This is a genomic window from Candidatus Nitrosocaldus islandicus (assembly GCF_002906215.1).
Classification (GTDB): domain Archaea; phylum Thermoproteota; class Nitrososphaeria; order Nitrososphaerales; family Nitrosocaldaceae; genus Nitrosocaldus; species Nitrosocaldus cavascurensis.
In genome coordinates, this window is sequence record NZ_CP024014.1 from 199,174 (window position 1) to 212,353 (window position 13,180).

General features: G+C 44.1%; 11 protein-coding genes. 3 read left to right on the forward strand and 8 right to left on the reverse strand.

The features are described from left to right. Nucleotides 1–12: 12 nt before the first annotated feature. Nucleotides 13–1,497, reverse strand: a complete 1,485-nt coding sequence (locus CRG89_RS01060) for an ATP-binding protein (RefSeq protein WP_103286543.1) — start codon at nt 1,495–1,497, stop codon at nt 13–15. A 22-nt stretch (nt 1,498–1,519) separates the two neighbouring features. Further along, entirely contained in the window at nt 1,520–2,683 is a 1,164-nt protein-coding gene (locus tag CRG89_RS01065; protein ID WP_103286544.1) for a DNA double-strand break repair nuclease NurA, read from the reverse strand. A gap of 86 nt (nt 2,684–2,769) precedes the next feature. Between CRG89_RS01065 and CRG89_RS01070 the strand changes: the two genes are divergently transcribed. Next, nucleotides 2,770–3,237, forward strand: a complete 468-nt coding sequence (locus CRG89_RS01070; RefSeq protein WP_148695280.1) for a hypothetical protein — start codon at nt 2,770–2,772, stop codon at nt 3,235–3,237. A gap of 123 nt (nt 3,238–3,360) precedes the next feature. Here the strand turns inward: CRG89_RS01070 and CRG89_RS01075 are convergent, their stop codons facing one another. The 6 genes from CRG89_RS01075 to CRG89_RS01100 form a co-directional block, all read right to left on the reverse strand. After that, the gene (locus CRG89_RS01075; protein ID WP_103286546.1) at nt 3,361–3,876 is read right to left on the reverse strand and encodes a winged helix-turn-helix domain-containing protein; all 516 of its coding nucleotides are present in this window, start codon (nt 3,874–3,876) and stop codon (nt 3,361–3,363) included. A 141-nt stretch (nt 3,877–4,017) separates the two neighbouring features. Beyond that, nucleotides 4,018–4,509, reverse strand: coding sequence for a hypothetical protein (locus CRG89_RS01080; RefSeq protein ID WP_103286547.1), 492 nt, complete (start codon nt 4,507–4,509; stop codon nt 4,018–4,020). 121 nt (nt 4,510–4,630) lie between these two features. Continuing rightward, nucleotides 4,631–4,951 (reverse strand): hypothetical protein, encoded by a 321-nt coding sequence (locus CRG89_RS01085; protein ID WP_103286548.1) that lies wholly within the window; start codon nt 4,949–4,951, stop codon nt 4,631–4,633. 102 nt (nt 4,952–5,053) lie between these two features. Beyond that, the gene (gatE, locus tag CRG89_RS01090; protein ID WP_103286549.1) at nt 5,054–7,078 is read right to left on the reverse strand and encodes a Glu-tRNA(Gln) amidotransferase subunit GatE; all 2,025 of its coding nucleotides are present in this window, start codon (nt 7,076–7,078) and stop codon (nt 5,054–5,056) included. Between the two features lie 32 nt (nt 7,079–7,110). Continuing rightward, the gene (gene gatD, locus CRG89_RS01095; protein WP_197706624.1) at nt 7,111–8,481 is read right to left on the reverse strand and encodes a Glu-tRNA(Gln) amidotransferase subunit GatD; all 1,371 of its coding nucleotides are present in this window, start codon (nt 8,479–8,481) and stop codon (nt 7,111–7,113) included. Between the two features lie 118 nt (nt 8,482–8,599). Then, nucleotides 8,600–10,771, reverse strand: coding sequence for a CDC48 family AAA ATPase (locus tag CRG89_RS01100; protein WP_103286550.1), 2,172 nt, complete (start codon nt 10,769–10,771; stop codon nt 8,600–8,602). A 114-nt stretch (nt 10,772–10,885) separates the two neighbouring features. Between CRG89_RS01100 and CRG89_RS01105 the strand changes: the two genes are divergently transcribed. Next, nucleotides 10,886–11,611, forward strand: coding sequence for a 50S ribosomal protein L2 (locus CRG89_RS01105; protein ID WP_103286551.1), 726 nt, complete (start codon nt 10,886–10,888; stop codon nt 11,609–11,611). A gap of 79 nt (nt 11,612–11,690) precedes the next feature. After that, nucleotides 11,691–13,163 carry a diaminopimelate decarboxylase family protein gene (locus tag CRG89_RS01110; protein WP_103286552.1) on the forward strand — a complete coding sequence of 491 codons (1,473 nt, stop codon included), beginning with the start codon at nt 11,691–11,693 and terminating at the stop codon, nt 13,161–13,163. The last annotated feature ends 17 nt before the right edge of the window (nt 13,164–13,180 follow it).

A 13,180-nucleotide genomic window follows, 5' to 3' on the forward strand; every position in this document is an offset into this window, starting at 1 on the left:
TAATGGGTTCAATTACACACTAACTTTGTTGTTAAAGAACCTCTTCGTCTCTCCAAGCATGAGAACCTCTTGCTGTGCAGTCCTTATCACTAGAGGAAGGTTATTCACAACACTCCCTATTACCATGCAGTGCTTTGCTGGAAGTGTTCTAACTATTGACTTTACAGACTCTGCATCAACCATCGATGCTCTTGCTATCTTCTCAAGATCGTTCTCGTTGGTGAAGTTGAAGAGGAATATGTTATCCAACTGCCTGTATATACTATCACTTATAGCATCTGGCTGATTGGTTATGAATGTGGTGAATATGCCAAAGTGCCTCATCCTTGTCACTATATCCTCCCAGTAGGTATCCCTTAGGTAGAGATGCGCTTCCTCAGCAAACAAGAATATGGGAGGTATCTTGCCCTGCTCAAGTAGTTCAACAAGCTTGCTAAGCAGAAGCTCTACAGTCATCCTCCTAACCACTGGAGGAACCCTGCCCATGCCTATAACAATCACTGCACCATCATGCCTCTCCCTTATCATATCCTCTACCCTTATACCATTCCCATCTGCAAAGAGCCCAGAGGTGAGCATTGTATGAAGCCTAGATGTTAATGCATCCTTCACAAGTTCGTTCACCCTCCAGTTTGCTACAGACTCCATCAGGTTTGATATGCCTAGCCTATTCCTTGATGCTAGCGCATCCCAAACCCTGAAGAACTCCCTTAGCGATGCTGCTGGCATATCTAGAGCATACTTGAGCATGTTTGCTACTGCACCCTTGCCTATATACTCCAATGTAAACCTCAAGCCTCTCCCAGGCTCAAGGAAGAGCACCTTATCACCTATACTACTCTTCCCTCCATCATGCCTCCATGCTATGCCTAGATACTCATTGTTTAGGTCGAGTATGAATATGTATGCACCATATTCTACTAAGCTCTTTACTATACTCTTTGCTAGATGAGATTTGCCAGAGCCCTTCTTACCAGTTATAAGGTTCAACCTACCATCAAGGTCCTCAGCATATATGGTAACTGGTTCACCATCCATGCTATAGCCTATCTTGATGGGATGCACCTTCTGGCTCTCAGTAGCAGCATTAGCAACACTTTTTCCATGTATGAATGAGTTCAACTCACGCATATCTACCCTCCTCAATCTTGAACTAACCCTTGATGGTAGCCATGATACTGCATGCCCTAGCCTATCATCCTCTACACTTGCCCTTATCTTACATCTCAATAATCTAGCATCCCTTACTATCCTTGCTATATTGCCTATCTGTAGTGGATCGTACTGGTTGCACTTGCTTGCTGCATTAACCACCTCATCCCTGATGATATCCTCAAGGAGTGATTGTGTGTTATGATACTCCTCATCATACACCTGAACCAGTAACCTCCTTCTACACTCTACATCCTCTATGATGAGATAGTCACCCTTGCTTACCTCTTCGCCATGCAATGCAAGGAGTATTATCTCATCGCCTTCCTTGCTTATTATCCTCATCCATCACCACCCATCCATCATCTTATATCTTGCCCAAGAGCGCTCTTCTAACATCATCCCCATCCACCTCCCTTATGTTGAACCTGCTCTTCATGAAACCTCTTATGCAGAGCATATCTGTATGGGTGAATACAGATGTATGGTGTGCAATCCTAAGAGACTCTGGATAACCATTATGGAGTGCATCGTTTGCCATAAGCATACCAAGGGAGGTCTCTGGCTTATCAAGTACATCTGCTCTTAATACCAGCCCATTAACTGCAAGCTTTGCTAGCAACGATGATGCTGTTGTTGTCCTACTCCTAACCCTAGCCTTAGCCTTACTTCCAGGGTCTGTGCAACTGTTATAACCATAAGTATTACTATAGCATCCATCCTTTCCTTCTCTTACTCCTTCTCCTTCTCCTTCTTCTGCCACCATAATCCCTTCTTCCTTACCATCACAATCTATGCAATGCTCATTGCTCCTATCTAGCATCTTCCCATCACAGCATACCCCATCTACCATATCTGTAACATCCATGTAGCATGGGTACATCTCTCTACTGAGGAGTGATATCATACCCTCAAGATATCTCAGCCTTGTACTCTTGCTCAAACCTATCAGCATATTATCATTTGTCCTACATGCATCCTCTACCTTATGGATTGTGTAGAGATGTTCATGTATGGAGTGCCTCAGCGATCCATCTACTAGAAGTATGATACCTCTCATCGCTCTAGCAAGCTCGTACTGGACCAAGCGTTCAAGCCTTACCCTTATCATCCTCTTCACACCATCAATCTCCATGCTTTTGCCATAATCACTACAATACTGGATGTAGAATAACAATGGCCCTATCAGGGCATGTGTAATAGGCTCGCCATTACATGATAATGCTATACTGCACTTAGCAGAGTATATAGAGCCATCTATGGTCTCACCTACCAATATACAACTAGAGTCCACAGCAATTACACATGCTGGGATATCTATGCTCTCTAATCTATGTATCTTGGCATCATTATGTGTAAGGGTTACATCCCAGCCCCCTATTGGCTTCATTATTACATTATTGTTGGCGAAGAGAACCTGCTTACCATTCAGCATATCAAGCCCTGAGGGTAAGATGCTATCAAGGCTCTTGCCTATCATCTCCATCATATTGCTGAGATCTACCATAGGAAGGTTTAATTGTGCCTTCATCTTGTTCAACAATATAGGGTATGGGGCCTATAAATGTTGCGCAAGATGTTCAACATGAACAATATGAGAGCACTGATGAGCCAAGCATGGTGAAGGTAAGGTTGAAGAGGGGTGCATGGGAGGTTGAGATAACCTGCAGGGAGGATAGGGTAAGGCAGGTGGTGGAGAGCGTACTTGCTGGTATGGGTTCTAGCATGAGTGTAGATGCTAAAGAGGGAGCAGATATGGGAAGCAAACCCATGGGTACAGCGATGGTAGGAGGTATTGTAGGTAGCAGAGAAGTAGTTGCGGTTGGAGAGGGCAAGGTGATGATGGGTAGTATAGGTAAGGGTTCAACATGCAAAGGCTTGATAGAGAAGCTTTGGCATGAAGGCTGGTTCTCCAATGAGCGTAACCTTGGAGAGGTGCATGAGGAGCTTGCAAGGCTAGGATACAACTACGATAGGACTGCTGTATCACATGCGTTAACTGATCTAGTTAGAGAGGGTGTCCTTAGCAGGATAGGGAGTGCTAGAACGTACAGGTATGTACAGAAGAGACCTCCAATGGGTTGATCGATCGATGATGTGATAGATAAGATGAGATGGAATGGGTAAGATAAGATAAGATAAATGGTTATAAGATGGATTGAAGGAGGGAATGGCTCTACTCATGCTAGTTCTATAGTATGATATGGGTCATCTCTTGCTGGCTAGGGTATTGCTTAACCACTGTATGCCTTGAGTGGTTATCCTATACCTTGCCCCCTGCTCACCTACCTCCTTCTCAACATATCCTGCCTTGACCAGCTCACTCAGCCTAGAACTAACTGACTTTGGTTTTAATCCTGTTACGCTTTGTATCTCTTGTGCTGTCATGCTTGGGGTGTTGAACCTCCTCAACTCAAACATCATCTTGTATGCTACAAGTTGTAGTGCTATAACCTCCTTATCACTCAACCTCTTACCAGTATCGTTTATAACCCTAGGGCCTTCAGGTGTCAGCCTTATGTATGAAGCAAACATATCCATGAGTTGGGGTAGTGAGTAGTTCAGGGAGATCCTATATGCTAGATCAAGGTTTGGCACCTCTCTTGCAAGGAACCTATGCACAGAATCAAGTACAGCCTCTGGCGTGCCTCTGAACTCAACACTTGTATCCTTTATGGTGACTATCACTGTAACCTCTAACCTCTCCTCCTCAGTGCTCTCCATCTAAACCATCACCACCACTAGAGCAACAACAACCATCATCAATAATTAACATAGTAACCAACATTACTCTCACCTCCTACCTACTATCTACATCTCCTCCTATATTCCTCCATACCAATTCTACCATTGCCCATCCCTTCCTTAACTACTAGCATCTCCCCCTCCACCAACACTTGCAAGCAATTCAGTTGATGCTGTGTATAAAAACTCACTATCTGAGCCCTTGAACCTCCTAAGCCTACCGCTCTGTGCTAACCTTAAGAGCGTAACTGCAACTGACTGCTTTGGATAGGATAGACCATAGTGCTCCAACACATTCTTAACATCTGCAAGCCTCCTAGCCTGCCTACCCCAATCAGTCCTGAATATCTTCACTATTATATCGCTAAGAGAGTCACCCTTCTCTATCTTTATCTCTGGTATATCTTGCACATCAACCTTGTCTTGATTATTGGTAGGGTTAACAGGATACGCATTGTCATATTGATTGCCTTGCATATTATTAGCATCATGCTTCTGAATCTTGCTAAGTATAGATGGTATGGCATCTATAACATGGGGTAATGAGTCTATGGGTGACTCTATCTCCACCTCATTCATACCTGCCTTTACCCTTATCTTAACTAGGGACACATATCAAACACTCAAAAGCGATATAAAACCTTTATTAATACATGATGAGGGGTAGTATTTGTTTAGTACTGGTTTGTTGAGCATCTATTGAAGCCCTCTACTAGACTATTACTCACTAGGTTTATGCTGCAGCACTAGCATCATCTAGGACTAGTTCAGGATGCTCTTCCTTCTCCAATCTCTTATACATCTCACGCATTATCACGTTTGCACCATCACCAAACAAGGAGTATAGTACAACCTCTAACTCCTTGATGCTTATATTGTTTATGCTTACTCCCCTCTTGCTTAGATGATGTATTATTGCCTTCATTGAACTCTCCCCAAGCATGGATAGTGCTCCTTGTAATGCATCCCATAGCATCCTTCTCCTTAGATCATCATCTGCATATGTATCGTTACCATGTGTTACCTTATTATTACTCATCTTCCTGTTTATCACACATGGTTATTGCACATATCATGTAAAAAGGATTAGTAAGTATGTGGTAGATACACACTATCCTTATATAAGACTAAAACTCTTCTCTTGCTCATTATAAGGTTACTTCTTTCCAGTTATCTCCTCTATCTTCCTCTTAAGTAATGCATTGACCTTATTGCCATCTACTCTCCCTCTTAACCTCTTCATTGCTATACCCATGAGCATGCCTAAGGCTTTATCACCCTTCTCCTTCAATACGTTGTAATTCTCCCCTATTATACCATCTAGCATACTTGAGAGTTCCTCATCACTGACTGCTCTTAACCCTAGCATATCTATGGCCTTATCTACACTATCTGCTTTGCCCTGCATTATAACCTCAAATATACTTGCTATAGATTCTTTGGCTACCTCTCCCCTTGCTACCCTTGCAAATGCATCCTCTACATGCTCATCCTTAAGCCTTGATGAATCCAAGCCTTGCCTCTCAAGACTAACTATGGTCTCTGTAAGGGTTGATGCTATGAAGCTTGCCTGTATTCCTGTTGATTCTGCTATACGCTCAAATAGATCTAGATGGTCAGAGTCGAATATCTTCTCTGCAAGGACCCTGTTTATTCTATACCTCTTGCTCAGTTCATCCACATACTCATCCCATGTCTTTGGTATGCTACTCTCCCTTAACCTAGAGAGCATCTCCTTGCTTATTGCTATGGGTGGTATATCTGTCTCAGGGTACATCCTTGCTGCTCCAGGTCTTGGTCTACTGTAGACCGTTCTTCCATCCTGTGTTGCTGCCCTAGTCTCTGCTGGTACACCTATCAATGCTTGCTTTAACCGTTCAACTATAGCATGCATTGCACCATCAACGCTCTCCTCCCTTCCAGCAAGCAGTATGAATGCATCATTGCTGTTAAGCATAAGCATCCTTCTAACTGCATCAACCTCATCCTTGCTTATCCCATATGCTGGTAACTCATCAGAGTGGAAGATACCTCCAAGACCATAGAACCTTACAAGCTCGCCTAACTCCCTTCCAAGCCTTATACCCTCATATGGTTCATATGCAAGCATCCCAGCAAAACCCTTGAGTGCTAATGCCTTAACCACACCACCACTACTACTATTAGTGCTTCCTCCATTACTGCTACTACTGCTACTGTTACTGTTGCCATCATTACTAGCATCATGAGCAAGTACACTCCTTATCACCCTTGATTCTGTGTTGCTGAACAACCTGCTCACATCAACTATAGTTGGAGGCTCGTTTATGCTGATACCCATGCCTCTAAGCCTCTCTGCTATGATCTTCAACCCATGCTGCCTCTTCATCTCATACTCTATCACCTTCTTTAGTTGATCAAGCCTCTGTACACCCTTCACCTCTACCACACCCCCTCCCTCTATTGAGATATTGACATCCTGCCTTATGCTCCCTAACCCCCTAGCAACCCTCCTAGTTGCCCTAAGTAGCCTACCAAGTGTTAATGCAACATTGGTTATCTCGCCTGGTGTACCAGTTACTGGCTCCAACGCTATCTCTACAAGTGGTATTCCTAACCTATCAAGAGCATATGTTCTTACACGTGAATCATCGCCTATAAGCCTAGCAGCATCCTCCTCAAGGCATATGCTCTGTACCTTAACCTCTCTCTCACCATCCTTGAACCTAACCTTAAGGGAACCTCCAATTGCAATAAGCATAGTTCTCTGGAACCCTGTGGTATTAGAGCCATCTATTACTATCTTACGCATAACATGCACTTCATCAACAACATCTGCGTTAAGTGCAAGTGATATTATAAGAGCAGTCTCTAATGCTTCCCTGTTAAGATCATGTGGAGGCTCCTCATCCATCTCAACCAAGCATGATGTACCCTTCCTTGCTAGATACCTCATCACCTTACCCTTCTTGAACTCAAAAAGCGCTGCTGGATCGTACTGACCCAACTCGCTATGTGTAGGTCTTAGCCTCCTAAAGAACTCAACATCGTAACCCTCATCACCTTCCTCAATACTTGCTCTACATGAGCAGAAGAGCTTGCTCTTAGTTGCTAACTGCTGGTGTATCTCAAATCCAACCTTGAGACCTATAGAATATGGGTCAAGTATATCTAGGGATCGTGCTGTAGATGGATTGGGCACAGTGCAACTCTCTCCATCTATAAATTTAATCCTTACTTGAACTCCATTGCTATATTGCTTAACAGCATAGATCTTGCTTCATCCATGCTGCTAGAGTTTGCTAGTACCCACATAACCTTTGTTAGTGCTGTCTCAGGTAGCATATCCAATGGAACTACTCCCATACTCAACAGATCTCTACCAGTATCATACACCGTCATCCTCAACCTACCCCATATACACTGTGATGTCATACATACAAGCATTGAGGCTGTAGCATCCCTTATAGCATTGAAGCACCTCTTGCTTACATGTCCTAACCCTGTACCCTCAATAACCAAACCCCTGTAGCCCTTGCTTATCAGATGCTCTATTATGCTTGGATCGAAGCCTGGATAGAACTTTATCAATGCTACACGCTCATCGAACCTAGCCTTAACTACTGGCCTTCTACCTTTATCCCTACCTCTGATGTTGGATGCAAGCATCTCTATCCTCCTGCTATCAACATCAACCAGTGCTATAGGCTCTGCATCTATAGACTTGAACGCATCCCTGCTGCTTGTATGGTTCTTCCTAACCCTTGTGCCCATATGTATTGCTATCTTATCATCACTCCTTCCATTATGCATTGCAACAAACACACCAGATGTATCTGCATTTGCAGCAAAGAGGGAAGCGCCTATGAGGTTTGTTGCTGCATCTGATGATGGTCTATCAGATGATCTCTGTGCCCCTACAAGAACCACTGGTACTGGCAGATTCTGGAGTGCAAAACTAAGTGCTGATGATGTGTAGTGCATGGTATCCGTACCATGTGCTATTACAACCCCATCGTACCCTTGCTCCATCTTCTCCCCTACCCTCTCTGCCATGATACTCCAGTGCATTGGTGTAAGGTTCTCGCTATACTCCTGCATGAGCACTTCTGCATCTATCAGTGCTATGCTTGACAACTCTGGGACTATACTGTATAGTTCCTCTGCTGTAAGTGCTGCCTTTACCCCTCCAGTCCTGTAGTCTATCCTGCTTGCTATTGTACCTCCAGTGCTTATCATAGCCAACCTTATCCTTGTACTATGCTCATACACATACCCATGCTCTAATGACACTGCTCTATGATCTCTCCTCTTCCTCTCCTCTTCTTCCTCTCCTCCTCCATCTACCTCTCCTCTTCCTACAATCACTGCTCCTTCTTCCTCTTCCTCCCTTGTACTTTCAAGCGTTATGCTAACTATCTCATCTATGCTTACCCCTATATTGTAGCCACTCCTCAACTTTATGACCAGATGCATGTCATCAGCAAGTTCATATCTAGGCATGAGTATGCCCCTATACTCATTATCTCTAGTCTTAACTACTATCCTATCCCCTACCTTCACATCATACGATTCTAGAAGTTTGTATGCATTGCCCTTATACATGATCCATAACCCGTAGCAGGAGTATTAAAATCATTCATCACATACAATATCCTAATCAGCATATATACTGATAGGTATTGTACATCAATAAAATATGTAAGTTTGCATCCTCTCCTCTCTATCTATAATAGGGGACTGTGACCTTCTCTCCTGGCTTGCCCTCCTTCTGCTGCCTGACCTTCTTAACAGCCTCCTCGAAGTGCCTCTGGTGTATGTAAGCCTCTTCAACATGCTTTGCTGCCTCCTCAGGGTTTGGATACTTTGCAAGGTACTCGTGGAGTACAAGTGATACTGCTGTATTGGCAACTGCTGCAACATCAGCACCGCTAAAGTCTTCTGTCATCTCTGCTATCTTCTCAAGGTTAACATCTGGTGCAAGTGGCTTGTTCTTCACATGTATCTCTAGTATCTTCTGTCTTGCATATTTGTCTGGCATAGGTACATACACCAACTTATCAAACCTCCCTGGTCTTAGGAGTGCTGGATCAATCATATCTATCCTGTTGGTTGCTGCAAGTACCACAACACCCTGCAATGATTGTATCCCATCCATCTCAGTAAGTAACTGACTCACAACTCTCTCAGTAACCATGCTATCCCCTCCCATACCCCTTATTGGTGCCAATGAGTCTATCTCATCGAAGAAGATCACACATGGAGCAGCCTGCCTTGCCCTCCTGAAGACTTCTCTAACACCTCTCTCACTCTCACCAACCCACTTGCTGAGCAGTTCTGGACCTCTAACACTTATGAAGTTAGCCTCGCTCTCAGTAGCAACTGCCTTTGCAAGCATGGTCTTGCCAGTACCAGATGGACCATGTAGCAGTATACCCTTGGGCATGTTGTGCCCTAACTTCTTGTATAGATCTGGGTACTTGAGAGGCCACTCTATAGCCTCCTGAAGTTGCCTCTTCACATCCTCAAGGCCTCCAATATCGCTCCACTTCACATCTGGCGTCTCTATGTACACTTCCCTCATGGCTGATGGAGTAACCTCCTTCAACGCTTCCATGAAGTCATCCATGGTAACTATAAGCTTGTTGAGAACCTCTGGGGGTATCTTCTCCTCTTCAAGGTTGAGTTCTGGTAGCACCCTCCTCAAGCACTTCATCGCTGCTTCCTTGCATAGATACTCTAGATCTGCACCTACAAAGCCATGGGTCATGTTTGATATCTTCTCAAGGTTAACATCTGGTGCAAGTGGCATGTTCCTTGTGTGTATCTGTAGTATCTCAAGCCTTGCCCTCTTGTCTGGAACCCTTATCTCTATCTCTCTATCAAACCTCCCTGGTCTTCTAAGCGCTGGGTCTATTGCATTAGGCCTGTTGGTTGCTGCTATGACTATAACCTTACCTCTAGACTCTAACCCATCCATGAGTGAGAGTAACTGACTAACTACTCTTCTCTCAACCTCTCCAGTAACCTCTTCTCTCTTTGGAGCAATGGAGTCTATCTCATCTATGAATATTATGCTGGGAGCCTTCTCCCTTGCCTCCTTGAATATCTCTCTCAACCTTGCCTCAGACTCACCATAGAACTTGCTCATTATCTCAGGACCTGAGATGCTTATGAAGTGTGCATTACTCTCATTTGCAACAGCCTTTGCAAGCAATGTCTTACCAGTGCCTGGTGGACCGTAGAGCAGTATACCCTTTGGTGCCTCTATACCCAACTTCTCAAATATCTCTGGATGTCTTAAGGGCAGTTCTATCATCTCCCTAACCTTCTGTATCTCCTCCTTTAACCCTCCAATATCCTCATAGGTTACCTTTGGAACTCCTCTTATCGTCTCTCCCTTCTCTGCTATATGGAATACGGTCTTCTGTGTAACTATAACTGCCTCAACATTTGCAGGGTTCACAGCAACCACCTGGAAGGTTAACCTTCCACCAAAGTATGGCACCATCACGTTATCTCCCTTGACCAATGGCATGCTCTCAAGAGCATCAGCAAGGTAGCGCTCATCTATTGGTGGTATAGCCTCCAATGGAGCAACTATGACCTTCTCTGCTGGTGATGCCTTTATCTTCCTAACTATTACAGTATCACCTATGGCAACACCTGCATTGTTCCTTACAAGTCCATCTATCCTTATTATACCCTTACCCTCATCTGAAGGGTACAAGGGAAGGCACTTTGCAACTGTCCTCCTCTTCCCCTTTATCTCAACTATATCACCAGTTGATGCACCAAGTGAATCCATAGACTCATAATCTATCCTTGCAACCCCTCTCCCCACATCCCTAGTGTAAGCCTCCAGCACCTTCAGAGTGAATACCTTCTGACTCATGCTATTACTTATCTACCCATCTCCTTATATCTTTATACTTTATGATGGCAGCATGAAAACATACATATAGCATGAGTAAGATGGTAGGATAGAGCGAGATGGAGGAAGGAGGGTATGGGCAAGAGAATACTTGTACAGAGGAGAGGTAAGGGAGGGAAGCAGTTCCAAGCAAATAGCATAGGCAAGATAGCCCCAGTAGGCTATCCATTATATACAGATGGGGAGGAGCATGTTGGTGAGGTTGTTGATATAGTGCATGAGACTGGGAGAGCAGCACCACTAGCAAGGATAAGGCTTGATGATGGGAGATATTGCTACATCCCTGCCCTTCAAGGTATGCATGTTGGTGCAAAGATACGCTTCAACTCTCAGCCTCAACCCCTTACAGTTAATAGCCTTGGTGAGATACCAGATGGTACAACTGTATGCCTTGTAGAGAGGAATGTTGGTGATGGAGGTAAACTTGTAAGGAGCGCTGGTTCTTCAGCAATAGTATTCTCGCACTCTGGCAGTACTGTAACGCTAAGGATGCCATCTGGCAAGTTCATAACCTTAGATGCAAAGTGTAGAGGAGTGATAGGAAGCATAGCAGGAGGAGGGAGGTTAGAGAAGCCATTCCTTAAGGCTGGAGCGAAATGGTATGCTATGAGGGCAAGGAGCAAGAAGTGGCCTATAGTTAGAGGTGTGGCAATGGCAGCACCATTCCATCCACATGGTGGAGGAAGGCATCAGCATCCTGGGAAGCAGACCTCAGTAGCAAGGAATGCACCCCCAGGCAGGAAGGTAGGGCATATAGCACCAAGGAAGACTGGGAGAGGAAGGGTGAAGCGTGGAGCATGAGCGCTATGCTGTGCTATGCTAATGTTAAAAATATTAGTCATGAGATGAAGATTAAAGAAATGTTTTTAAATAAATAGAGTTGGAGTATACTAACAAAGAGTTGGGGGAGCATAAGAGCAAGTTGCAATTGGTGCAGGAGATAAACCTGAACCTAAACAGATTCATGAGCGATGATGAGTTGTATGAAGCGATAGAGAAGTTCGGCACTCCTCTCTACATAATAGATGAAGAGACACTGCACAGGAAGGTTAGGGAGCTTCTTGATGCTTACAAGGGCTTCAAGGGTAAGAGGCAGATAGCATACTCTGTTAAGGCCAACTTCAACCCATCTGTGATAAGAGCCTTCATAAAGGATGCTATAATGTTTGACCTAACCTCTCTAGGCGAGCTTTACTTCTATACAAGGTGTGGAGGGGATGCAAGTGCTGTAATATACACTAGTGTTGCTGAGGAGGAGGATGAGTATCTGCAGGTACTGAAGGCTGGGGTTGGAAGAGTTGTTGTGAGTTCCTACAATGGCCTGCTTAACCTGATTAGTGCTGCCAGTAGACTTGGCATTAGACCAAGGACAATGATAAGGATAAACCCAGAGATTGCTGTGAAGGCTGAGGTCAAGGCATCCTATAGGCATGGTAAGTTTGGCGTACCATTCAACACAAATGCTAGAGATAGTGCAACCAACATGATAAAGAGGATCATGCAGGATAACATGCTTGAATTTGAGGGCTTCCACTTCCATCTAGGCTCACAGATAACTGACTATACATGCTTTACACATGCACTGGATAGGCTAGATGCATTCATAACAAACATGAAGAAGATATACCCTAACTTCACATTCAACACAATAGACATAGGTGGAGGCACACCTGTAAGCTATGGAGAGTATGTACCAACACCAGCAGAGATGGCATCAAGCATAGTTGATAAATTGAATAGGATAGCAGAGAACCATAACAACAACTTCACACTTGTTATAGAGAGCGGGAGGTATTTAACAGCAGAGTCGACAATCCTTGTATCTAGGATAGTGAATACAAAGGAGTACACAAACGATAGGTTCCTCATCGTTGATTCTGGCTACCATATACTGCTTGATGCTGCACTCCTCAAACAGGAATATCCGCAAGAAGTGTTCCCAAGCAAGGATGACAACAGTAGCAGTAACAGTAGCAGTAACAGTGATTACAGCAACAATAGTAACGGTAACAGTAGCAATTATCACAGCAAGTATGATGCAAGGAGTTGCAATGGTAACAACAGCAATCACAATGAGAGTTACACACCTGTAAGAACACATCTGGTAGGCAGGTTATGCGATACCTACGATATCTTCCCAATCTCAAAAGCATCAAGGCTTAATGGTGCCAAGAAGAACAGGTACATTGTATTCTACAACGTTGGTGCATACTCCATAGTCTTCAACATGCCCTTCCACTGCCAGACCAAACCTCCTATACTGATGAAGATGAGTGATGGTAGGCTAGTGCTTGTAAGGAAGCCAACTACCATAGAGCACCTCTTCCTAGAAGAAGGCGGCGATATGCTATAAAATTAATTGTTTTATTA

Coding starts and splice junctions, on each gene's coding strand:
- CRG89_RS01060 (WP_103286543.1), bottom strand. CDS start 1,497: ATGAGGATAATAAGCAAGGAAGGCGATGAGATAATACTCCTTGCATTG.
- CRG89_RS01065 (WP_103286544.1), bottom strand. CDS start 2,683: ATGAAGGCACAATTAAACCTTCCTATGGTAGATCTCAGCAATATGATG.
- CRG89_RS01070 (WP_148695280.1), top strand. CDS start 2,770: ATGGTGAAGGTAAGGTTGAAGAGGGGTGCATGGGAGGTTGAGATAACC.
- CRG89_RS01075 (WP_103286546.1), bottom strand. CDS start 3,876: ATGGAGAGCACTGAGGAGGAGAGGTTAGAGGTTACAGTGATAGTCACC.
- gatD (WP_197706624.1), bottom strand. CDS start 8,481: ATGTATAAGGGCAATGCATACAAACTTCTAGAATCGTATGATGTGAAG.
- CRG89_RS01100 (WP_103286550.1), bottom strand. CDS start 10,771: ATGAGTCAGAAGGTATTCACTCTGAAGGTGCTGGAGGCTTACACTAGG.
- CRG89_RS01105 (WP_103286551.1), top strand. CDS start 10,886: ATGGGCAAGAGAATACTTGTACAGAGGAGAGGTAAGGGAGGGAAGCAG.